The sequence below is a fragment of the Pirellulimonas nuda genome, from assembly GCF_007750855.1.
Taxonomy (GTDB): domain Bacteria; phylum Planctomycetota; class Planctomycetia; order Pirellulales; family Lacipirellulaceae; genus Pirellulimonas; species Pirellulimonas nuda.
This window is the reverse complement of record NZ_CP036291.1, coordinates 807361-829428: the sequence shown is the minus strand read 5'-3', so window position 1 is coordinate 829428 and position 22068 is coordinate 807361. Positions and strand designations below refer to the sequence as shown.

Sequence of the window (22068 nt, the reverse complement as noted above, 5' to 3'; positions counted from 1 at the left end):
GCTCACGCCGGCCACTCGCCGCTGAATACTTCGACCGCCGGGCCGGTCATATAGACATGATTGTCGGCCTCGTTCCACTCTAGCTCCAGCAGTCCGCCGAGAAGTTCCACCATCACGCGGCGATCCGTGCGGCCGGTCAACACGCCGGCCACGCACACGGCGCTGGCGCCGGTGCCGCAGGCCAGGGTTTCGCCGGAGCCGCGTTCCCAGGTGCGTTGGCGCACTCGGTCGGGCGCCAGCACCTCCACCCACTCAACGTTCACGCGGTTTGGGAAGGCTGGGTCGTGCTCGATCTTCGGCCCGACCCCCAGCACTAGTTCGTCGGTCGCACACTCGACAAACACCACGCAGTGCGGGTTCCCCATCGAGACGGCCGTCACCGCGAACAGTTGCCCACCGGCGTCCAACGGCGTGTTGACCACCATCGGCCCCGGCAGCAGCGTGGGGATGTGCGCGGCGTCGAGGATCGGCTCGCCCATGTCGACCCGGACGCGTTCGACACGCTCGTCTTCGATCGTCAGGTCGAGCGACAGCAGCTTGCCGGCCGACTCGATCACCAGCCTCGGCTTGCGGCACAGGTTGTGGTCGTACACGTACTTGGCGACGCAGCGGATGCCGTTGCCGCACATCTCGCTGTACGAGCCGTCTGCGTTGTACATGCGCATCTCGGCGTCGGCCCGCTCACTGGGCAAGATCAGGATGAGCCCGTCGCCGCCGACGCCGGTGTGCCGGTCGGCGAGGCGCCGCGCAAGCCCCTCCGGGTCGGGTGGCGGGTCTTGGGCAAAGCAATCGACATACACATAGTCGTTGCCGGCGCCGTGCATCTTGGTGAACTTCATGTTGGTGACGACGAAAAGGAAGAAACCGCCAAGGACGCCAAGAGCGCCAAGGACGGAAAAAATGACGCGAAACCACCGGGTCGATTGGAAGCGGCTACACTCCGGCGCCAAAGAACGTACAGCGTGCTAGCCGCGCCTTACTTGCCCACATTTTCCGCGATCCAGGCCATCCTGTCGATCCTGTCTCCATCTCTTCTTGGCGCACTTGGCGTCCTTGGCGGATCCCTTCAGCCGGTGAGGTCGAGTTGATGTCCCGACAGTCCCGTGGGGTCTGAGGGGCGGTGCGCCTCTTTATTCTGCTTCTCGGCCGGCTCGCCGTCGACCGGCGCTTCCCACAGCTTGCGGCCGTCGGCGTCGCGATCGCTGGTGGCGGAGTCCTCGCTGGTCTCGCCGATGCCGGCGGAGCGTTCTGCTTTTGCTTCGGCGTCTGTCTTGCGCTCGGCGGCCGAGGCGTCGCGGCTGGCGCGTTCGGTCTCGGACCCCTTGGTCTGGGCCAGCGGGGCGCCGGCGGCGGCGCCCAACACGCCGGAGAAGTTGTAGATGCTCATGGCGGGTCGATGGGTTGGGGTGTTGAGCGTTGCTCTGCTGCGCCGGGGGTGGGGACACCCCGGCTCGCACGCGGCTCACTTTGTGAGCCGGGGTGTCCCCACCCCCGGCGCGTTGCCCCCTACTTTCGAGTCGTCGCTGCCCCCCCCGCCGCTGCGGTGGTGGGCGTCAGCCCCTGCTGCAACTGCTGCAGCATGTCGCCCACCACCGGGAACGCCTCGCGGCGCACCTCGGGCTCTTCAAACGTTCCGGTCACCTTGAGCTGCAAGAGCTGCTCCCCCGCGCGCCCCATCAGGTTGCGGAGCACGGGGATCGTGGCCTCGGCCGGGCCGACCACGCTATGAAATAGTAGGTCAATTTCGTGGTCCAGGTTGACGCGCCCGCGGCCGTACAGGCTCACGGCGTCGCCCAGCAGGTTTAGGCGGGAGAACTGGACGTCTTCTCCCTTGAGGTCGAACACGGCGTCGCAGCCGTAGAACGCGCTGGTGTCGGGCGCGCGGTTGCGCAGCACCTTGAGCAGCGACACCACCACCGGCAGCTCGAAGTACTGCGCGTCGCGGACGTGCACCTCGCCCTGGCCGGCGAGGCCGTGCAGGCTGGTCCCCTCGCCGCGCAGGTCGAGCCGCCCCTCGGCGGTGCCGGCGCCCTCGCCGGCGGTCTTGAGCGATTCGCGCGCCAGCCGCCCCAGGTCGACCTTCGAGAACGCTACCTGCGCGTAGTAGTTGGGGCGGGCGCTGTGCAGCACGCGGGCGTCGAGCTTCACGTCGCCGCCGTACAGGTTCGCCTCGATCTGCCGCGCGGGGCGTCCGTCCTTGGCGCTCACGCCTTGGCCTAGGACGCTCACCTGCTGGTCGGCCCAGAACGGGCCGCGGATGTTGGTGACTTGGAACCCTTGGAAGAACGCCGAGTCGAGTTCCAGCACCCCCTTCGTGAAGCTCTTGGTTGCGTCTTTCTCCCCCTCCAGCTTGATCGTGCCAGACACGCCGGTAAGCGGAACCCCGATGTCCAGCTCGGCCTGCAGGCAGTTGAGGTTCACTTGCCAAAGCGACCGCGGGCTGGCGCCCTCGATCCCCGAGTGGTCGATCACCATCGCGCCGTCGCTGAGCGTGGCGCCGCCGGTGGGCTTCAGGCGCTCCAGCGCGCGGCGCAGCTCGGGGGGCGCCGCCTGCAGCAGGTCGCGGTCGGTGGTGAGCCGGTCGACGAACAGCTTGTCGATCACCAGCCGCCAACCGCGGCCCGGCGCGGGGCTCCACAGGGCGTTGGACTGGACGGTGGTGCGTCCGTGCAGCCCGCGCATGCCGGTGGCCTGCACGTGGCCGTCGGAGTAGACGAACGTGCCGTCGAGCTGCTCTAGGCGGAACGGGAAGCAGGCCGGCTCGATCGCGACGGAGCGTTCGTGCGGCGTGGCGGTGATGGTGAGGTCGACCCCCTTGTCCCCCACCAGGTGCTCGATGTCTGCGATGAAGTCGATCGTGCCCCGCGGCCGCAGCTCGACCCACGCCTGCTGCGCCGCCGCGGGGAGCGCGGCGCGCAGCGTCTCGTCCAGCGGCGCCGAGACGCCGCGGAGGGTCATCCGCAGGGTGTCGCCGTCCGGCCCGCGCGTCCGCGACCCGGCCGCCGTGAGCGTCTGCCCCGGGCCGAGGTCGCAGAACAGGTTGTCGAACCCCCAACGCTCGTTGCGTTGATGGACCGTCCCCTGCACGCGGCTCAGCGGGTACTTGAACTTCTCAAACAAGAACTGGCAGTCGACCAGCGTCAGGTCGAGCGCGGTGTCGGCCTCGGAGCTGTGGGGGTTGCTCCGTTCCATCCGCCACACCGCGGCGATCGAACCGCGCGGGTTGAGCATGCGGATGGCGGGCTCCGCTTGGTCGTTGAGCGCCGCCAGCAGCGACTCGGTGATCTGCATCGCGGGGGCGCGCAGCTCCAGCCAGCCGGTCGGCTGGTCGGTGGGCTCGCCGTCTAGGTCGCGCAGCTCGCCGTGCACTTCTACGGCGCCGCCGTCGCCCTTGGCGCGGAGGTCGATCCGCATGTCGACCCCGTCTCCCTCGTGCGATCGGGTGACGTTCATCTCTCCCTCGCCGCCGGTGAGGCGGTAGGGGAACTCCTCGGAGTCTTCAAACGACAGGTCGCGGCTAGAGATCCGCACGTTGGGGTCGAACTCCCCGCCACGCAGCGTGGCGGTCCCCGACGCGTCGACCGTCCCCGCGGGGCGGAAGCGGTCCCACGTGGCGCGCATCGCCGTGGGGAGCGCGCCGTACAGCCGGGTGTCGAGCGGCAGGCCCGTCACCGACGCGGCGATCGCCGCCGGCGCCGCGGCGTCCCAGCCGGTGCGGTTCAGGGCGAGCCGGATGTCGGATACCCCCAGCTTGGCGGTGAGGTCTTCGATCTGCAGCGAGCGGGCGTCGCAACTGCCGCGGGCCGCGATGTCCGACATCCGTCGCGGCAGCATCGGGTGCGCGAGCTGCCCTTCGCGGAGCTCGAACCCGCACCGCCAGTCGAGCGGCGCCTGGGCGCTTGCGCGGCGGACGTCGAGCGTGACGTCCGCGAGCCCCTTGACCTGGGCGCCGCCGAGCTGCGTCTTCGGCAGCCCGGGCAGCGCGTCGAGCATCTCGTTGGAGAGCTCGAGCTCTTTGGCCTCGACGTGCAGGTCGAGCGAACCGTCGGCGCCCGCCTGGCCCTCGAACACCAGCCGGCGTGCGATGGTCCCCTCGACCCCGCCCGAGATCTGATACGTACGCCCCGGGGCGCCGGGCGCCGCGGCCAGCGGCGCCACCGTGAGCTGCACCCCGCGCACCACCAGCGGGGCGCGTCCCGACGCGGGGTCGGAGACAATCAGCACGGCGTCGTGCACCTCCAGCGGCGCCGGCTCGCCGTTCCCCTTGGGGGGAGGCAGCAGCCGCTGGACGCTCCACCGGCCCGTCGCGGTCCGCGTGGCGTGCAGCACGGGGCGGCTGGCGATCACGCGTTCGATGCGGGCGCTCTGCGTCACGACCGACTCGATGCGGAAGTCGCCCTGCACGCCGAGCTCTGCGATGCTCAGCAGCGGCTCGATCTGCCCCGTGGCGCCCCGCTCCGCGAACGAGATGTCGTACAGCGTCACCCCGCGCCCCGGCACGTAGCGGGCGCCCCCGACGTGCACGGCGAGCGTCGGGTAGTGTTCGGCCAGCGAGTGCTCGGCCAGCCGGCGGATCTCGTCGTCGAGCCGGAAGAAGAGGTAGCCCCCCAGCCCCAGCGCAGCAACGATCACGACCGCGATCGACCAGCGGAACAAGAACCAGCAGGAATTGATCAACCGACTAACGATGACGCGGCTTCCTCGGGGGGGCGCAAAGGCGCGGAAAGGTACTAGCCCCTCCCCCCCAAAGCAATAGCCGCCGGGCTACGCCCCGGCGGCGCCCCGCGCAAACTGCGTACCCTAGAGAACCCCAAGGCTCTCCTCGGAGGGCGCTCACTTGGTTGGCGCCAGCACTAGCGCGCCATCCACCAAACGCACGTTGATCGCGCCCGGCAGGTCAAACGCCTCGCAATCATCCGCCGTGAGCGCTGCCGTGAGCCGCCTCCAGTGCGCCTCGGTCATCCCCTGCTGGGGCCAGCCCGCGGCGCGCCAGCACTGCCGGCAGACCTCGCACAGCACCGGCTCGGGGAGGCCCGCGAGTTGCCGGCGGTCGATCCGCCACTGCTGGCCGACCCGCGACGCCGCTAGGCGCCGCCACGCGCTGGCGGCGTCGCTCAGCACCGCGTGCTGGTTCGAGGCGTGCTGGGCGAGCCGCAGCAGGGCGCCGTCGACCCCGGGGCCGACAATCGACCGCAGCAGCGGCAACGCCTCGTGACGGAGCCGGTTGCGGGTGTAGCAGGGCTGGGCGTTGGTGGCGTCGGTGCGGTACAGCTGCTCCAGCAAAGCCAGGTAGGATTCTACCTCTTGGCGGCTGACGCTCAGCAGCGGGCGCACCAGCGACACCCCGGGCGCCAACTCGCGGCGGGCCGGGATGCCCGCCAGCCCGGCGACGCCGGCGCCGCGGAGCGCCCGGTGCAGCACGGTTTCGGCCTGGTCGTCGCGGGTGTGGCCGGCAGCGATCAGCCGGGCGCCGTGCTTGTGGGCCGCCTGCAAGAGAAAACGATGACGGGCGACGCGCGCCGCGGCCTCGTCGGCGGACGCGGGGGCCGTGGCGGCTGCCCCCAGTTCGCATGGCACGCCCAGTCGACCACACGTTTCGGCGGTCCAACGGGCGTCGGCCTCTGCCTCGTCGCCCCGCAGCCGGTGGTTGTAGTGGGCGGCAATCAGCCCCCCGTCGCCCGGCCCCAGCGGGCGCAGCCGGCAGATGGCCCGCAGCAGCGCGACGCTGTCCGCCCCCCCCGAAACAGCGATCACCACGTTCACGGCCCGCCAATCGCTCCCCTGCAGGGCGAGGGCGACCGCCTGTTCCAACGGGTGGAGCTCCCCCTCCGGCGGGGAACTCCGTTGCGGATTAGGGGGCATTGCGGTATCTTTTTATGGCTTCTAGCGTCTTGCCCGCGGGGCGTGCGAATCGTCGCAACCCGCTGGCTGGCTTCATTTTATCGTAGCTGGCTTCATAGATCAGGTTATCAGGTTCATCCAGCTAGAAGCGATCGAGACCGTTGGAAGAGGAAGGCAGCGACCCGTCGCTGCCGAGCGACACACAAAGCTTGACAGGTATTTCCCGTTGACGCAGCCGCTGCCCGCCGAGATGACCCGTGCAGACGCCCCGCTTTGGGGCGCCTGGACTTGGGCCGCCTGGTTCTGGGCGATGGCCTGCCGTTGGTTGCTTGCGTTGGGGCGTTCGACGGACCGGGTGGGACGCAGGTTCCTCGCGGAGCATCGGACCTACGCGGCGGCCGCAGCGGTAGACGCGGTCCGGCGTTCGCCCTGGGGGCGGCGCTGGCGCACAGGGGTGCGGCTCGGCCGCTCGCCCGCGTCGCCCGGTGGAACGATCCCTCTCTCGGCCGCGACCTGCGCGCCGGGCCGTCAGCGGCTGGTTGCAGCAACCGTCCGTTAGCAAGCTCTTGTGTCTCGGCGTGAACGCGGCTGCCCCGCTCTTGGGGGGCGCGTTCAGGTTGGCGGCCGCGTGTCGGCCGTGTCGCTCGGCGCCGCTTCGGCTGCCTGAACGGACACACAGCACCCGCCAGCCCCGCACGGTCTTCACCGCTGCGGGCCCGCGACAGCCAAGGGCAATCGAATGACAAGCAGAGAGATCATCATCGCGTTGCTCGCGGCCGTGCTGGGCATGGGGCTGGTCAAGGTCTTCAGCTACCTCCGCAAACGCGACGCCGAAAAAGAGGCGCGCGAGATCCTCGACCGCGCCAACATCGAGGCCGCCACACGCCGCAAAGAAGCCGAGGTCGAGGCCAAAGAGATCGCCCTGGCCGAGAAAGCCAAGGGGGAAGAGCAGCTCAACGTGCTGCGGCAAAAGCTGCACGAACGCGAACGCCACCTTGACAAGACCGAGGACGCCCTTGGCTCGCGCGCCGATCAACTGGGCAAGCAAGAGAAGATGGTCGAGGGGAACCAGCGGCGCCTCGCCGAGAAGCTGGAAGACTCCGCCCGCCGGCAGGAGGAGCTGGACAAGCTGCTGAACGTCCAGCGACAAACCCTGCACCGCATCAGCGGGCTCGACCCCGAGGAGGCCAAGCGGCAGCTCCTGGCGCGGCTCGACACAGAGCTCTCCAACGAGCAGGGCGCGCTGGTCACCAAGCACATGAAGGCCGTCGCCGAGACCTGCGACGCCCGCGCCCGCGAGTTGGTGATCACCAGCGTGCAGCGCTTCGCCGCGGCCCACACGGCGGACGCCACCACCAGCACCGTCGACATCCCCAGCGACGAGATGAAGGGCCGCATCATCGGCCGCGAGGGACGCAACATCCGCGCGTTCGAGAAGGAGACCGGCGTCGACGTGATCATCGACGACACGCCGGGCGTGGTGATCGTCAGCGCCTTCGACCCGGTGCGCCGCGAGATCGCCCGCATCGCGCTGGGCAAGCTGATCGCAGACGGACGGATCCACCCCACCCGCATCGAAGAGCTGGTGCAAGAGACCGTCGTGGAGGTCGACAAGGACATCCGCCGGCACGGCGAAGAGGCCCAGCAGGAGGCGGGCGTGCACGGGCTGCACCCCAAGGTGGTGGAGCTGCTCGGACGCCTCCGCTACCGCACCAGCTACAGCCAGAACGTGCTGCGGCACTCGATCGAGGTGGCGTTTGTCACCGGCATGCTGGCCGAGGAGCTGGGCATGGACGGCGACCTGGCCCGCCGCGCGGGGCTGCTGCACGACATCGGCAAGGCGGCCGACCACGACGCCGAGGGGGGCCATCCCAAGATCGGCGCCGACCTGCTGAAGCGCTACGGCGAGAACGAGACCGTGGTGCACGCCGCCCTGGGCCACCACGACGACATCCGCCCCGACATGCCCTACACGGTGCTGTGCGCCGCTGCCGACGCCTGCAGCGCGTCGCGCCCGGGGGCCCGCCGCGAGAACCTCGACCGCTACATCAAGCGGATGCAAGAACTCGAAGCCATCGCCACCGGCTTCGAGGGGGTCCACCAAGCGTTCGCCATCCAGGCGGGCCGCGAGGTGCGCGTGATCGCCTCGACCGACAGGACCACCGACGAGTCGGCCGCCAAGATCGCCCGCGACATCGCCAGGAGCTTCGAACAGCAGCTCACCTACCCGGGCGAGATCAAGGTGACGATGATACGCGAGACAAGGTTCACCGAGATCGCGCACTAGCGTGCGAGGTTTTAGGTAATAGCCTTTAGGCGTTAGGACGGAAGAGACGATTCATGGCGGCGTTCACCTCATTCTCTTTTGCTAACGACCAATACCCGACCCCTAACACCTCCTCCCCCCATGCGCCTCTTCTTCATCGGCGACATCGTCGGCAAGCCGGGGCGGGCGATTGTTTGCCGGGCGCTGCCGGGGTTGATCGCCCAGCAGGGGATCGACCTGGTGATCGCCAACGCCGAGAACGCGGCGGCCGGTTCCGGGTACAACCCCGCCATCCATCGCGAGCTGATGGCCGCCGGCGTTGACGGCGTCACGCTGGGGGACCACGTCTACCGGCGGCGCGAGGTGCTGCCGCTGTTGGAGAGCGAGCCGAACGTCGTCCGCCCCGCGAACCTCCCCGACGAGGCGGTCGGCCGGCGCTGGGCCGTGGTCCAAGCGCGCTCGGGCGAGCAGGTCGCCTTCTTCTGCCTGCTGGGCCGGCTGTTCATGAACACCCACGCGGCCGACAACCCCTGGCGCCACGCAGACCGGGTGCTGAGCGAGATCCCCAGCGACGTGCGGGTCCGCTTCTTAGACTTCCACGCCGAGGCCACCGGCGAGGCCCAGACCATGGGCCGGTACCTCGACGGCCGCTGCGGCGCCGTTCTGGGGACCCACACGCACGTCCCTACCGCGGACGAACGCATCCTCCCCGGCGGCACGGCCTTCCAGTGCGACGTCGGCATGACCGGCCCCCACGAGAGCATCCTTGGGAGACGCATCGATCGCGTGCTCAGCGCCACGCTTACCGGCGTCCCCACCCCCTTCGATGTCGCGAGCGACGACAACCGCATCAACGGCTCGCTGGTCGATTTCGACCCCGCCACGGGGCGCGCCACCGCGATCGAGCGCGTGGTCGTCGACGAGCAGCGCGCCGAGCAGCTAGCAGGGGCGTAGCGCCGCCCGCTGAGCGCCCGTTGTGCTGAGGTTGACCCACCGCGACCCAACCGCTAGCTTCCGCGCGCCGCGCGCACCCTGCGCGCCCAACCAACGCAGCGAGACCCCCGATGCAGCGAGTGCTGCTACTAACCGTCCTCTTCAGCCTAGCCGGTTGCACGACCCTGGTGATCGACTCGGGCGACCCGCTGCCGGGCAAGAGCCCGCTGCGCGCCGCGCGCGGCTCGGACGACGCCGCCACGCTCGAGATCTACTGGGCCCGCCTGCCGCTCGGCGGCGAGCACGACGAGTCCGCGTTCTGGAACGCCCTGCACGAACACCGCGTCGACGCCGCCGTCCGCCGCCGCCTGGCCGACAACGGGCTGCGGGCCGGCGTGTTCGGCGGCGCGCTGCCCGACGAGGTGGTGAAGATGCTCAACCCCGACGGCGCGTCGGGCTCGAACGACACGGGCGATCTGCTCCGCGAGACGGGCGTCTCTCGGCGGATCAAGCAGATGCGCCCGGGGCAGCAGCTCGACCTGCAGGCGTGCGACGAGCTGGCCGAAGCGTCGCTGGTGTGGATGACCCCCGACGGCCGGATGGAGGGCGCCACCTACGAGCAGGCGCTCCCTACCTACGCCCTGACGCTCGCCTCGGTCGAGGGGGGCCGGGCCCGGGTCCGGCTCACCCCCGAGATGCGGCACGGCGCCCCCAAGCACAAGTACGTCTCCGACGAGACCGGCCTGATCGGCCGCCAGTCGATGCAACGCGAGGCCCGCGTATTCGACGACCTCGCCATGAGCGTCGACCTGGCGCCGGGCGAGACCCTGCTGGTGGTCAGCAGCGAGGAGGCCGGCTCGCGGCTGGGTGGCTACCTGCACGCCACCGACGAAAAATCGGGCCGCCGCCGGGCGATCCTGATCCGCGTCGCCCAAACCCCGGCCGAGAAGCTCTTCTGAAGCTGAAGCCAGAATGACCAAGCCTAAATGACCAACCCGCGCAGGCGATCGCCTGCGCGGGTTGGTCATTTAGGCTTGGTCATTGGTCATCCTGGGCCTCCCCCGGGGCGCTGACGCTACCGGCTCGCGTCGGTAGAATGGCGGCCAAACACAGGCCCCCATTCCCCGCCCGATTCTTGAGGAGTCCCCACCATGCCCCTGGTCCCCATGCGTCTTCTGCTCGACCACGCCGCCGAGAACGGGTACGGCCTGGCCGCGTTTAACGTGAACGATATGGAGCAGATCCAGGCCATCATGGAGGCGGCCGCCGAGACGGACAGCCCCGTGATCGTGCAGGCCAGCCGCGGCGCCCGCAAGTTCTCGCAGGACGCCTACCTGAAGCACCTGATGCTGGCCGCGGCGGAGCTGTACCCCAACATCCCGATCGTCATGCACCAGGACCACGGCAACAGCCCGGAGACCTGCCAGAGCGCCATCGACAACGGCTTCACCAGCGTGATGATGGACGGCAGCCTGAAGGAAGACGGCAAGACCCCCGCAGACTTCGACTACAACGTGAAGGTCACCAAGGCGGTGGTGGACGCGGCCCATGCGCAGGGCGTTTCGGTCGAGGGAGAGCTGGGCTGCCTCGGCTCGCTGGAGTCCGGCGGCGGCGAGCAAGAAGACGGCCACGGCGCCGAGGGGGTGCTGAGCCACGACCAATTGCTGACCGACCCCGAAGAGGCGGAGCAGTTCGTCGCCGCGACCGGCGTCGACGCCCTGGCGGTCGCCATCGGCACCAGCCACGGCGCCTACAAGTTCAGCAAGAAGCCCACCGGCGAGGTGCTGGCCATGAGCCGGATCGAAGAGATCCACCGCCGCCTGCCCAACTGCCACCTGGTGATGCACGGCAGCAGCAGCGTGCCGCAAGAGCTGCAAGACATCATCAACCAGTACGGCGGCAAGATTAAGCCCACCTTCGGCGTGCCGGTCGAAGAGATCCAGAAGGGCATCAAGCACGGCGTGCGGAAGGTGAACGTAGACACCGACAACCGCCTGGCCATCACAGGCGCCATCCGCAAGGTGCTGGCGACCGAGCCCGAGAAGTTCGACCCCCGCGACTACCTGGTGCCGGCCCGCGCCGCCATGAAGGACGTCTGCGTGGCGCGCATGACCGCCTTCGGCCAGGCCGGCAACGCCGGCAAGATCAAGTGCAAGAGCATCAGCGACTTCGTCAGCTACTACAAGTAGCCGCACGGCGGACAGCCGACGACAGCGTTCGTGCCTTCAATACCAGCAACTCCGGCGAGCCGTCGCGATCGGCTCGCCGGAGTATGTTTTTGGACTCGCGCGCCGAACAAGGTAGAATAGCCGCATGAGCACCGACGCAGCGACGCGGCTCGTGACCGCGGATGAACTAGCTGAAATCTCCAGCGCTGGCCAGCGTTGCGAGTTGATCCGCGGGGAGGTTGTGTACATGTCGCCGGCTTTCAGCACGCACGGGCGAGTGGCGATGCGTTTGGGGACACGCCTTTCCTATTTCATTGAAGGACAGGGACTGGGCACGACCTTCGCCGCTGAAACCGGATTTCTTATCGGACGCGATCCGGACACTGTCCGCGCGCCCGATGCAGCATTTGTGAGCACTGAGCTTCTTGAACGCGTCGGGCCGGCCGAGAAGTTCTTTCCCGCCGCGCCCACCCTGGCCGTTGAGGTCGCGTCGCCGAACGATTCGGCGAAAGAAGTAGACGCGAAGGCAAGGATGTGGATCGCCGCGGGCTCAGAACAGGCTTGGGTGGCCTTACCGTCTCGCAAGACGGTAACCATCTACGACAAATCGGGTGGCGTTCGGATCCTGGGTGAGAACGAAACTCTCGATGGCGGCGACATGCTCCCCGGCTTCGAGCTCTCTGTTTCGGAAGTCTTTTCAGGAATCGTCTAACTGAGCAAGGGTGACGCGCCGTGATCCGCCGCACGATCAACCTTGACGGCGCCCCGCACTGGCTGTTGATCCCGCAGCCGGCCCATGCCGGGCTGAGCGGCGCGCTGGCCGCCGCGTGGCGGGCGCCAATCGTTTCCTATCCGCCAGCGGAGGACGAGGTCCGACAAGCGATCCTCCGCCACGACGACGGCTGGGCCGCGTGGGAACGCAGGCCGGAGCTGGACCCCGCGACTGGCGCCCCGTACAGCTTCACCGAGCTGCCCCGCCCTACCGCTCTCCAACTCTGGGAAGGCTCGATCGCCGCGGCGTCCGCCATCGGCCCGCTAGCCGGGTCGGCCGTGGCCGGACACTTCCTCAAGCTGCTGGAGACCTCCGACGAGGCCGACGAGCCCTTCGCGGTCGCCTGGACCGATAAGAACGCTGCCCTGCGCAGCAATCTGCTCACACGCTACGCCGCCCGGCGCCCCGATGCAGACATCGATGCGCTGGCCGCCGAGTCGCTCGCCGCGGTCCGCCTGTTCGACTGGATCAGCTTGTGGCTCTGCTGCTACGGCCCGCTGGGCTACCAAGACTTCGAGCAGCCGATCGAGCCGCTGGTGACCGACGACGGGACCACCTTCACCCCCCACGCCATGTACCTAGACGGCGCCGTCCACGTCGCGGTCGATCCCTGGCCGCTGAACCAGGACCGTTTGGCGTGCGACATCCGGGGGCTCTGCACCTCCGTCCGATGCTACCTCAGCACAGACGAGCTGGTCGCCAACTCGCGCCCGTCGCGCATCCGCTGGCGGTTCCACCCCGAGGGGGTTCACGGCGTCGGCTGACGCCGCCGCTCTGCGTCGAGCCGCTCGACCAGAAAGTCGAACACCCGCGGCGCCATCGCATCGAAGTAGTCCCAGCTATGCCCCCCGGCGCGCGTCTCCAAGTCGTGCTCGTGCGGCACCCCCAGCGAGCCGAGCTTCATGTGCAGCCGGTCGCACGACTCGTGCCAAGGGTCGTCCGGGTCGCAGACGAACATCTGGTTGCGCGGCCAGTTGAGCGGGTGAACGTGCAGCGTAGCGGTGTCTTGCCGGGCCCGCTCGGGGTCGCCGTACATCTGCCACAGCGAGGCCTCGCGCCCGCGTTGCTCTTCACCGCTGAAGGCCGCGGCGCCGTAGGTCATCCAGTTCTGAAAGTCGACCGCCGGCGACACGGCCGCGACCACCGGGAACAGGCTGGGCTTGCGGTACGCCAACCGCAGCGCCCCCTGCCCCCCCATGCTGACGCCCAGCAGTCCGATCCCGGGGGGCCGCACGCCCCACCGCTCGGCGATGTACGGGAGCACCGCGTCAGCCACGTACCGCTCCGCGGTAACGTCCGGATCGAACTCATCGCAAACTTTATCGACCCACCAGCTCAGCCCCGTGCGCGGCGCGATCATCCGCAGCCCCCGCCGCTGGAGCTGGGCGGCGTACCCCGGGCAGTCTCGCAGGTCTTCGAGCCCCACGCTGTGCAGGTAGATGAGCGTATACCCGTGCGGTGAGGGTTCCAGCGGCTCAAACACCGAGCAACCGTGCCCGGCCAATTCTACTTCCGACCAACCGGGCATAGCAGCAGCAACTCCTGTAGGATGGGTCGGGGCCGCCACGGCGACCGCTGACCCATCCTACATGCTCTTCGCTCCGTTTGGATCGGAATCCCCATGCCCCTCGCCGGCCCCGCGCTCACGACTCCCAGCCCCATCGACGACTTGATCGGCCACGGGCTGCGGACCAAGCCGGACGAGCTGGCGCTAGTTTCTGCCGAGACGGAACTCTCCTGGCGCGAACTCGATCGGCAGAGCGACGCGCTCGCCCGTGCGTACCTGGGCATCGGCCTGGCGCCGGGGGACCGGGTCGCCTCGCTGATGCCCAACCGCCCGGCGCTGGTCATCCACTACCTAGCGTGTCTCAAGGGGGGCTTGGCAGCGACGCCGCTCAACTACCGCTACATGCCGCCCGAGATCGATCACGCGCTCCAGGTCAGCGGCGCGGCGTTGCTGTTGCACCACGCCGAGCGCGACGCAGACATCGCAGCCAGCGTGTGGGCGGAGCGCCTCCCGCTGGGAGTGGTCCGCTACAAGACAGCGGCGGGCGCGGGGCGGCGTTTTGAGGAGTTGGTCGCCCAGCCGCCGACCGACGACCCGCTGCCAACGCCCGAGCCCGACGGGCCGGCCTTCATCTACTTCACCTCCGGCAGCACCGGCCGCCCCAAGGGAGTGACCCATTCGCGTCGCTCTTTCGGCGCGATGATCGCCGCCGCGATCCAGGGGATGGAGATGACCCCTGCCGATACGATGCTGCCCGGCGCGTCGTTCTCGCACATCGGCGGCTCGTTGTTCGGGCTGCTCACGCTGGCCGCCGGGGGGCGGCTGGTGATCCCCCGCGCAACCGACGGCCACGAGGTCCTCCCGCTGCTACGGCGGTTTGCGCCCACCGTGCTGTGGATGCTGCCGGCGGCGTTGGCAGCCCTGGTGCGCGACCACGACGCCTCGCCGTCCGACTTCGCTTCGATCCGCTTCTGCTTCTCTGGCGGCGACAAGGTGGCCGAGGAACTGGAGCGCGAGTTTACCGCGCTGGCCGGCTTCCCGATCGAGGAGGGCTACGGCATGACCGAGATCGGCGCCGCGACGCTCAATCCCCCCTCGGGCGAGTGCCGCCTGGGGTCGATCGGCCGGCTCAGCCCAGGGTACGAAGCGTCGATCCGCGACGATTCGGGCGCCGAGGTCCCCACCGGCGCCCCGGGGCAACTGTGGGTCCGCTCGCCGGCCGACGCGCCGGGCTACTGGAACAACCCGCAGGCGACCGCCGAGACGATCGTCGACGGTTGGCTCGACACCGGCGACCTGGTACGCGCGGACGCCGACGGCTACCTGTGGTTCTGCGGCCGCAAGAAGCAGATCATCATCCACGACGGCTCGAACATCTGCCCGCAGGAAGTAGAAGAAGCGGTGGCCGCGCACCCGGCGGTCGATCAGGTCGGCGTGATCGGCGTCCACGACTTGGCGCACGGCGAGATCGTGCGGGCCTACGTGACGCTCAACCCCGACGTCCCACCCCCCACCGCCGCGGACCTGATCGGCACGGCGCGCGAGCACGTCGGCTACAAGGCGCCGGAAGAGATCGTCTTGCTCGAAGCGATGCCGCTCAACGCGACAGGCAAGATCGATCGCATGCGATTGAAGCAGATGGCCGAGGAGAACTTGCGGTAGAACAACAACACGATGCAAGAAGAAACTCCGACCGAGGGCGAAGAGCCCAACCCGTACGAACCGCCGCAGAGCGACGAGCGGCCGGTGCGCGACTTGGCCAAGCGGCTGGGGGTTGTCGGTTCGTTCATCGTGGCAGGGGCGATGGTGCTATCTGGGATTATCGGGGCCCTGGTGAGCTGCACTACGGTAGTTGCGGTAGGTCTTCCGATCCGCATGCTGGGAGAGCGGGGCGACCTTGCGCTATTGAAATTGGTTGTTCCGGTGGCGGAGCTTACCGGGCTGATCTTCGGCATCTATATTGCGCGTCGAGTTCAGCGACGGCTCACCAAAAGGCTTTCAAGATGAGCGCTCCGTCAGAACGCATACCCGACGATCCCAACCCGTACGACCCGCCGCAGAGCGACGAGCGCCCGGTGCGCGACTTGGCGAACACGCTGGGGCCGCTTGGGACGCTGGTCGTGGCGTTGGTCGCACTCGCTTCGGGGGTCATCGCTTGTGGCACGAGCTGCTACGCCATCATGTTCACGGGGGCTGCTCTAGACAAAGGGGTTTACGGGGGGCTGATGATCGGCTTCGTCGCGGGCGCCATTGTTGGGCTCGTGCTGCTGGTCTTTGTGACCAGGTTTGTGTTCCGCCGGTTGAAAGCAAGCTACAACCGCCCGCCAACCGATGCCTGACCCTGCCGCTTTTAACCCGTACGAAGCGCCGCAGTCGGCGCCGTCGTTTCCCGCCGAGCTGCTCCCCACCGCGCCGCCCCCCGACGAAGAAGACATCCCCATCGGCGCGCTCGGGTGGGCAATGATTTATGCGCTCACGCTGTTCGCCGCGGTGATGACGTTCCTCTGCACGTCGGCCGCCTTTGCGATCGCCGCGTTCCACAGCAACAACGGCGCCCTGCTGGCCTTCGGCTTCTGCTTCGCCTTGCTGGCAGCGATCTTTGTCGGGTACGTTGTGGTAGGCAGCTTTGTCGGGCCTTTGAATCGGGGAGGGGCAGAGCAGTCTCCATCGGAAACTGCTCCCGACTTGCCGCCTCGTGAGGCAGACTGAGATGGACGCGGACCAACCACAACCAAGCGCTAGCCGGCCCCGGCAAACCGAGGGCCCCCCCGTACGGCGGCTGGCCAAGCGCCTGGGCTTCCGCGTGTCGGTGCTAATCGGCGCCGTGGCGTTGCTGTCGGGCGCCATCGCCTGCCTGGCGAGCTGCACCGTCGTCACCTACGCCACGGCACGCGCTACGTCCGGGCCGGTCGACCATCTTTCCGTCGGCTTGATGATTGGCTTCTGCTTCGGCGCCATTATCGGCTACTATCTGCTGATACGCGTGGCGCGGTCGGTCTTCTTTCGGCTCATTGCCAGGTTCTCTCGCTAGAGGCGCGTCGCCATGCCAGGCGCCCAGGAGCTTAACCCGTTCGAGCCGCCGCAGAGCCAAGAGCAACCGGCGCAGGCACTCGCCAAGCGGTTGGGCCCGTTTGGAACAGCATTGGTTGCACTGCTTGCGATTTCCTGTGGGGCGATTGCCTGCGGCACGAGTTGCACTGCAATTTTTTGGGTCGGAGGCATGACTGGAACCGCCATCGGCGGCTACGGTAATCTCACGTACTTGGGGTTGTTCGCTGGTTTCTTGGTGGGCGCAATCGTTGGTTCTGCATTGCTCGTTTTCGTGACCCGGTACGTCTTCAGCAGGGCGATCGAAAGGCACAGTTCCTAACCTTGCCAGCACATGACCATCGCCAGCCAGCCCGAGAACCCGTACGAACCGCCGCAATCGCGGTCCGCGCTCCCTCCGCGCGACCCGCACCGCCCAATCGGCATTGTGGGCTGGATCGTGATCGTGCCGCTGGCGTTGCTCGCGTCGGCGGTGGCGTTTGTATGCACTCTCTATCCGCTGGTCATGACGTCGCAGTCGCCCAGTCTGAGCTGGCTGGGGGACGTTGCTCCACTGCTCAGCCTTTTGGTGTCTCTAACAGCGGGACTGCTGGTAGGCTGGGGACTGAAAGCGGCAGTACGTTTGCTGCAACGATTGCTTGTTGGTTAGGCAAAGCGTGAGATGCGAAGCGACGCCCACAAACTCAGCCTTGGCGAATTACCGCGTACCAAAGGCCCCACCGTGCGGCGGCTGCCCAAACGCCTGGGCTTCCGCGCCAAGGTGCTGATCGGCGCCGTGGCGTTGCTGTCGGGCGCCATCGCCTGCCTAGCGAGCCGCACCGTCGTCACCTACGCCACGGCACGCGCTACGTCCGGGCCGGTAGACCATCTTTCCGTCGGCTTGATGATCGGCTTCTGCTTCGGCGCCGCCATCGGCTACTATCTGCTGATACGCGTGGCGCGGTCGGTCTTCTTTCGGCTCATTGCCAGGTTCTCTCGCTAGAGGCGCGTCGCCATGCCAGGCGCCCAGGAGCTTAACCCGTTCGAGCCGCCGCAAACCGCGCCGCCGGCGCTGCGGCTCGACCCCCACCGCCCGATCGGAATTGTGGGCTGGATCGTGATCGTGCCGCTCACACTGTTAGCCGCTGCACTGACCTTCTGCTGCAGTTGCCTGACGCTAACGATCTCGACCATGGACCTAGTCCGCGGCCCGGCCGCGGACGCCGTGTTTTGGAGCGCCTGGGTCGTAGCGGGCGCGATCGGGATCGCCGTCGGGTACTTCGTAAGCCGGGGCCTCGTCAGGCTCGCCAAACACCTACGGGGAAGGATCGAGGGCGCCGACAGCCGGCGAAGTTAGTAGGATGGGTTATCCCAGGAAGGGTAACCCATCTGCGGTGGAGCAGCTTTCCTACACCGGTTCTTCCTAGCCGAAGCCACGCGTGTACCCGCCCCGGATGGGTTACCGCTGGCGCGGATAACCCATCCTACAAATCCTCCGCGTCTGTGCGTCTCTGCGAGAGAATTGGTTTCATGCTCCCTTTCCGCGACTACACCTACCTCGGCGCCACCCAAAGCGTCTGCCCGGATTGCCTGGCGCTCACGCCCGCGAAGATCATCGAGCGCGGCGGGCGGGTCTACTTCCGCAAGCGTTGCCCCACGCACGGCCTGCGCGAGGACTTTGTCTGCTCGGACGCCCGCTGGTTCGATCGGCCGGGGTACACGACCCCCGCCCGGCAGCCTCTTGTAATGGCCACGCTCCCCGAGCGCGGCTGCCCGTTCGATTGTGGGCTTTGCACGGAGCACGAGCAGCACACCTGCGTTGCGCTGCTGGAGATCACCTCGAGCTGCAACCTTGAGTGCCCGATGTGCTTTGCCGGCAGCGCGCCGGGGGGCAAGCATCTGACCTTGGAGGAGTGCCAGGCAGCGATTGACGCGCTGGTCGAGGCAGAGGGGCAGCCCGAGGTGCTGCAGCTCTCCGGGGGCGAGCCTACCATCCACCCGCGGTTTTTTGAGATCGTCGACTACGCGTGCGGGCAGCCCATCGACTACGTGATGATCAACACCAACGGCGTACGGCTGGCGCGTGATCCGGCGTTTGTTGCGCGGCTCGCCCAGTACAAGCACAAGCTGGAGGTCTACCTGCAGTTCGACAGCACCGAAGAATCGGCGTATGTGCGGTTGCGGGGCGAGCCGCTGCTGGCGGTCAAGCAGCAGGCGGTGGAAAACTGCGCCGCGGCCGGGCTGCGGCTCACCCTGGTGGCGACGCTGCAGGCCGGCGTGAACCTCGACCAGGTGGGGCCCATTGTCCGCTACGCGGCCGCACAGCCGATGGTGAGCGGCGTCAGCTTCCAGCCCGCCAGCTACGTCGGCCGGCACTTCTTGCCGCAAGAACTCGAAGAGCGCGTCACCTTCCCCGACGTGCTGCAGGAGCTGGCCCGGCAGTGGCCCGAGGTGTGGCGGGGCGCCGACTTCACCCCCCTGCCCTGCGCGCACCCCAACGCCCACACCATCGCGTACGCCTATCGCGCGGGCCAAACCATCACGCCGCTGGCGCGGTTCATCGACATCGACGCCAACCTCGGCCTCTTGGCCGGCGGCATCACCTTTACCCGGCCCCGCGCGCGGGCGCTCATCGAACAAGTCATGTCCAGAAGCTGCTGCGGCCCCGGCGGCTGCGGGCCGAGCGCCGCGGGCCCAGCGCCCGCGAACGGCCTGCTGAACATCCTCGACAAACCAACCGCCGGCCGCTCGACCGACACGATCGCCGCAGAGTTCTTCGCCAAGGCGATCGCCGAAGACCTAACCCCCAGCGACACGTTCCGTGTCACGATCACCAGCTTCATGGACGCGTACAACTTCGACGTGAGGCAAGTGATGAAGTCGTGCGTCCACTTCGTGCTGCCCAGCGGCCACATCGTGCCGTTTAGCGCGTACAACCTGTTCTACCGCGACGGGCACGTGCCGCTTCCGCCGCTGACGAAAGGTTTACCACGGAGCCACGGAGCGCACAGAGAACGGAAGGAGACGGAGCTGGAAACCGCGGATGATCGCCGATGAACGCGGATGAACGCAGATACGTGGGTGGTGGGTGGCTGGGGTCGCAGCGAAGCGGAGCCCCCAGCCGGTTGCCACTTCAGGGCGAACGCGGTTCGCACCACGCTGGGGGCTCAGGCTTGCGACTTCGGCCCCAGCCACCCATCAGCGTTTTTTCTTAGCGTCTCCGTCCGTCTCTGTGCCCTCCGTGCCTCTGTGGTTAACCCATCGCAATGATCGGTCGATTCGACGCCATCTACGCGCTGATCATGCTCGCCGCGGTCGGGTGCTGCGCGGTGCTCGTACGGCGCAGCCAGCGGGGGCTGCCGCTGGCCGGTGAGGCGCGGCTGGCGATCGGGCTGGGGGCGTTCTGTGGCGCGATGATCGGCGCCAAGCTGCCCTTTGCGTTGGGCTACCCCGGCGGCACCCTGAGCCTGGGCGCCTGGCTCTCGGACGGCAAGACCATCCTCACTGGGCTGGTGGGGGGCTACTTCGGCGTTGAGCTGGCCAAGCACTTGCTGGGGGTGCAGACCAAGACGGGCGATTCGTTCGCCGCGCCCGTGGCGCTGGCGGTGGCGATCGGCCGGCTCGGCTGCTTCCGCGCCGGCTGCTGCTTCGGCAAGCCGACCGACCTGCCGTGGGGGGTCACGTTCCCCCTCTCCGACGGCCAGCCCTGCCACCCCACACAGCTCTACGAGGCCGCCTTCCACCTCGCCTGCGCGGCGGTGCTGTACGCGCTCTACCGCGACGGCCTATGGCGTGGCAACCTGATGAAGGTCTACCTGATCGCCTACGCCGTGTACCGCTTCTTCAGCGAGCTGCTGCGCCCCGAGCCGCCGCTGTGGATGGGGCTCACCGGCTACCAGATGGCGTGCGTGCCGATCGCGTTGGGCTTCGCCCTGCTGTGGTGGAGAGACGTCACCCTGCGAAGGCGAGCCGACGGCGTCAGCCGCCGGAGTGAATCGAGAGAAGCCCCCGGCGGCTGACGCCGACGGCTCGCCCGGAATCGACCCGGGCGCTGCTGTCCCATCGCTTGGTTTTGGATAGAATCAACCGAGCGTTTCAACCAACCAAAGACAGAACCAACCACCGAACGGGGCGACAGGATCATGGGCGACAAGGGCAGCAAAGACAAAGGCCGTAAGGAAGTCAAGAAAGAGTCTCAGCACACCGCCAAAGAGAAGCGGGCGCTCAAGCGCGAGAAGAAGGCCCGGGCATAGCGTCGGCGTCCCCTCTCAAGGCGGTTTAGCGCGGCGCTGGGGGCATCGGCAGGCGGCGGGTGATGGCGCCCGCTTCGGCGCTGGCGGGGAGCATCGCGGGGCCTTCGGGGGCGAGCGTCTGCACCAGCGTCGCTAGCGGCAGGTGCGTGGTCGTGGGCTCGGAGAGCAGCGGCTGACCGCCGCGGGAGAGCACCACGCCGGCCGCCCCCTGCTGGGGCTCGTCGCCCCGCAGCGAGAAGCCGGTCTCGTCCAGCCGCAACGCCAGCACCAGCCGGTCGAACGCCACTTCCTGCTCGGTCGATGTGTTCCACTGCTCGCTGAACGTCGCCGAAGGGGCGCACCCCAGCTTGGTGTAGGCGGCGTACACCAGCGGCCTGGCGACGCGTCCCGCGCCGGACGACAGCACGCCGTCGAGCGACGCGATCTTGTCTCCACGCCACGTCAGGTCGTTCAGCGCGACGCTGCCGGGGGCGTCTGTCGTGAAGCGCCCGCCGGTTAGCAGCGCCATGTCGACGCATTGCAGCTCGCCCTGAACCTCGCCGTGCGGTTCTGCCTCGAAGTGGGCGACCAGCCGACCGGTGACGGTCGCCGCGTCGCCCAGGCTCGGGGCGCACGGGATCAGGGCCGCGCACAACCGCACCGGCAGCGGCGTGTCGCCGGTGGAGAGGGTCACGCGCGTCGTGGCGGGCGTGACCTGGCGGTTGCGTTGCATCAGCAGCGTCAGCTCTCCGCCGACCCCGTGGTGCACGACCGACAGCTCGCGTCCGGTGAGGGCGTCCGGCTCGCCCAGGCTAGCGAGCCTAGCCCGCACCCCCTGCCAGTCGGCCAGCGCGGTATCGCCGTCGACCACCTTTAGCCGGTCGACCGAGGCCAGCACCACGCCGGGCCAATCGCTCCGCAGCCAGTGGCTGGTTCTCTCGGCGGCGTGTTCGAGTTGCGTGATGTCCAGCGACGCCTCGCCGACCGCCACGCGCCAGCCGCCGTCCAGCGGCCAGGCGTCGACGCGTGACGCACGCAGCAGCTCTTCGCCCGACTCCAGGTCGAGGCACACGCAGCCCTCCAGCCGCCACTGCCCGGGGCGCGGCGTCGTGAGCCGCCGGCACTCGAGGCGGGCCGCTAGCTCGTGGCCGATTTGCGCCACCCGCGTGGCCCGCCAGCCGGGCTGCACCCGCCAGCCGACCCACGCCGCGACCAGGAGCGTGGGCAGCACGCAGACCGTTAGGAATGCGGTGCGGCAGACGCGACGCTGTGTGGTTTCGTGAAGCACCGGCTGCCCGTGCGGCCCCCCCACGGGCCGGCAC

Annotated in this window: 24 protein-coding genes; 18 read left to right on the top strand and 6 right to left on the bottom strand. The window is 68.4% G+C overall.

Features of this window, described 5'->3' with window-relative positions; genetic code table 11:
* Positions 1 to 2 precede the first annotated feature (2 nt).
* From dapF to tilS, 4 genes are all read right to left on the bottom strand, one after another.
* A complete protein-coding gene (gene dapF, locus Pla175_RS03485) occupies positions 3 to 839 on the bottom strand; it encodes a diaminopimelate epimerase (RefSeq protein ID WP_145281309.1) in 837 nt (278 codons plus the stop codon).
* A gap of 227 nt (positions 840 to 1066) precedes the next feature.
* Positions 1067 to 1387: a hypothetical protein gene (locus tag Pla175_RS03480; protein ID WP_145281308.1), complete on the bottom strand. Its 321-nt coding sequence runs from the start codon at positions 1385 to 1387 to the stop codon at positions 1067 to 1069.
* 119 nt (positions 1388 to 1506) lie between these two features.
* Positions 1507 to 4677, bottom strand: coding sequence for an AsmA family protein (locus tag Pla175_RS03475; RefSeq protein ID WP_145281307.1), 3171 nt, complete (start codon positions 4675 to 4677; stop codon positions 1507 to 1509).
* Between the two features lie 156 nt (positions 4678 to 4833).
* The gene (gene tilS / locus Pla175_RS03470) at positions 4834 to 5862 is read right to left on the bottom strand and encodes a tRNA lysidine(34) synthetase TilS (RefSeq protein WP_145281306.1); all 1029 of its coding nucleotides are present in this window, start codon (positions 5860 to 5862) and stop codon (positions 4834 to 4836) included.
* 205 nt (positions 5863 to 6067) lie between these two features.
* On the opposite strand from tilS, the gene Pla175_RS03465 reads away from it, so the two are divergent.
* From Pla175_RS03465 to Pla175_RS03435, 7 genes are all read left to right on the top strand, one after another.
* Positions 6068 to 6400, top strand: coding sequence for a hypothetical protein (locus tag Pla175_RS03465; RefSeq protein ID WP_145281305.1), 333 nt, complete (start codon positions 6068 to 6070; stop codon positions 6398 to 6400).
* 180 nt (positions 6401 to 6580) lie between these two features.
* On the top strand, positions 6581 to 8128 hold the full coding sequence (gene rny / locus Pla175_RS03460) for a ribonuclease Y (protein WP_145281304.1): 1548 nt from the start codon (positions 6581 to 6583) through the stop codon (positions 8126 to 8128).
* 120 nt (positions 8129 to 8248) lie between these two features.
* On the top strand, positions 8249 to 9061 hold the full coding sequence (locus Pla175_RS03455; RefSeq protein WP_145281303.1) for a TIGR00282 family metallophosphoesterase: 813 nt from the start codon (positions 8249 to 8251) through the stop codon (positions 9059 to 9061).
* A gap of 110 nt (positions 9062 to 9171) precedes the next feature.
* Entirely contained in the window at positions 9172 to 9999 is an 828-nt protein-coding gene (locus Pla175_RS03450) for a hypothetical protein (RefSeq protein ID WP_145281302.1), read from the top strand.
* A gap of 192 nt (positions 10000 to 10191) precedes the next feature.
* Complete coding sequence (gene fba, locus Pla175_RS03445) at positions 10192 to 11229, top strand: class II fructose-bisphosphate aldolase (protein WP_145281301.1); 1038 nt, start codon at positions 10192 to 10194, stop codon at positions 11227 to 11229.
* A gap of 124 nt (positions 11230 to 11353) precedes the next feature.
* Entirely contained in the window at positions 11354 to 11920 is a 567-nt protein-coding gene (locus Pla175_RS03440; protein ID WP_145281300.1) for a Uma2 family endonuclease, read from the top strand.
* A gap of 20 nt (positions 11921 to 11940) precedes the next feature.
* Entirely contained in the window at positions 11941 to 12744 is an 804-nt protein-coding gene (locus Pla175_RS03435; RefSeq protein WP_145281299.1) for a DUF3891 family protein, read from the top strand.
* Here Pla175_RS03435 and Pla175_RS03430 read toward each other — a convergent pair.
* Positions 12729 to 13508: an alpha/beta hydrolase-fold protein gene (locus tag Pla175_RS03430; protein WP_145281298.1), complete on the bottom strand. Its 780-nt coding sequence runs from the start codon at positions 13506 to 13508 to the stop codon at positions 12729 to 12731. The genes Pla175_RS03435 and Pla175_RS03430 overlap by 16 nt on opposite strands.
* A 93-nt stretch (positions 13509 to 13601) precedes the next feature.
* Here Pla175_RS03430 and Pla175_RS03425 point away from each other — a divergent pair, with 93 nt between their 5' ends.
* The 11 genes from Pla175_RS03425 to Pla175_RS03375 all read left to right on the top strand — a co-directional run bounded on the left by Pla175_RS03425 (position 13602) and on the right by Pla175_RS03375 (position 20533).
* Complete coding sequence (locus tag Pla175_RS03425; RefSeq protein ID WP_145281297.1) at positions 13602 to 15149, top strand: class I adenylate-forming enzyme family protein; 1548 nt, start codon at positions 13602 to 13604, stop codon at positions 15147 to 15149.
* A gap of 12 nt (positions 15150 to 15161) precedes the next feature.
* Complete coding sequence (locus Pla175_RS03420; protein WP_145281296.1) at positions 15162 to 15494, top strand: hypothetical protein; 333 nt, start codon at positions 15162 to 15164, stop codon at positions 15492 to 15494.
* Positions 15491 to 15826: a hypothetical protein gene (locus Pla175_RS03415; protein WP_145281295.1), complete on the top strand. Its 336-nt coding sequence runs from the start codon at positions 15491 to 15493 to the stop codon at positions 15824 to 15826. Before Pla175_RS03420 ends, Pla175_RS03415 begins: the two co-directional genes overlap by 4 nt.
* On the top strand, positions 15819 to 16196 hold the full coding sequence (locus Pla175_RS03410; protein WP_145281294.1) for a hypothetical protein: 378 nt from the start codon (positions 15819 to 15821) through the stop codon (positions 16194 to 16196). The genes Pla175_RS03415 and Pla175_RS03410 overlap by 8 nt, the downstream gene beginning before the upstream one ends.
* 1 nt (position 16197) lies before the next feature.
* Positions 16198 to 16518, top strand: coding sequence for a hypothetical protein (locus Pla175_RS03405; RefSeq protein ID WP_145281293.1), 321 nt, complete (start codon positions 16198 to 16200; stop codon positions 16516 to 16518).
* A 12-nt stretch (positions 16519 to 16530) separates the two neighbouring features.
* On the top strand, positions 16531 to 16857 hold the full coding sequence (locus tag Pla175_RS03400) for a hypothetical protein (RefSeq protein ID WP_145281292.1): 327 nt from the start codon (positions 16531 to 16533) through the stop codon (positions 16855 to 16857).
* Positions 16858 to 16869: 12 nt separating this feature from the next.
* Positions 16870 to 17184 carry a hypothetical protein gene (locus Pla175_RS03395; RefSeq protein WP_145281291.1) on the top strand — a complete coding sequence of 105 codons (315 nt, stop codon included), beginning with the start codon at positions 16870 to 16872 and terminating at the stop codon, positions 17182 to 17184.
* Between the two features lie 72 nt (positions 17185 to 17256).
* Positions 17257 to 17517 carry a hypothetical protein gene (locus Pla175_RS03390; RefSeq protein WP_145281290.1) on the top strand — a complete coding sequence of 87 codons (261 nt, stop codon included), beginning with the start codon at positions 17257 to 17259 and terminating at the stop codon, positions 17515 to 17517.
* Between the two features lie 12 nt (positions 17518 to 17529).
* Entirely contained in the window at positions 17530 to 17871 is a 342-nt protein-coding gene (locus Pla175_RS03385; protein ID WP_145281289.1) for a hypothetical protein, read from the top strand.
* A gap of 173 nt (positions 17872 to 18044) precedes the next feature.
* Positions 18045 to 19571, top strand: a complete 1527-nt coding sequence (locus Pla175_RS03380) for a radical SAM protein (protein WP_145281288.1) — start codon at positions 18045 to 18047, stop codon at positions 19569 to 19571.
* Positions 19572 to 19780: 209 nt separating this feature from the next.
* The gene (locus Pla175_RS03375) at positions 19781 to 20533 is read left to right on the top strand and encodes a prolipoprotein diacylglyceryl transferase (RefSeq protein ID WP_145281287.1); all 753 of its coding nucleotides are present in this window, start codon (positions 19781 to 19783) and stop codon (positions 20531 to 20533) included.
* 259 nt (positions 20534 to 20792) lie between these two features.
* Here the strand turns inward: Pla175_RS03375 and Pla175_RS03370 are convergent, their stop codons facing one another.
* A complete protein-coding gene (locus Pla175_RS03370; protein ID WP_145281286.1) occupies positions 20793 to 22034 on the bottom strand; it encodes a hypothetical protein in 1242 nt (413 codons plus the stop codon).
* Between the last annotated feature and the right edge of the window lie 34 nt (positions 22035 to 22068).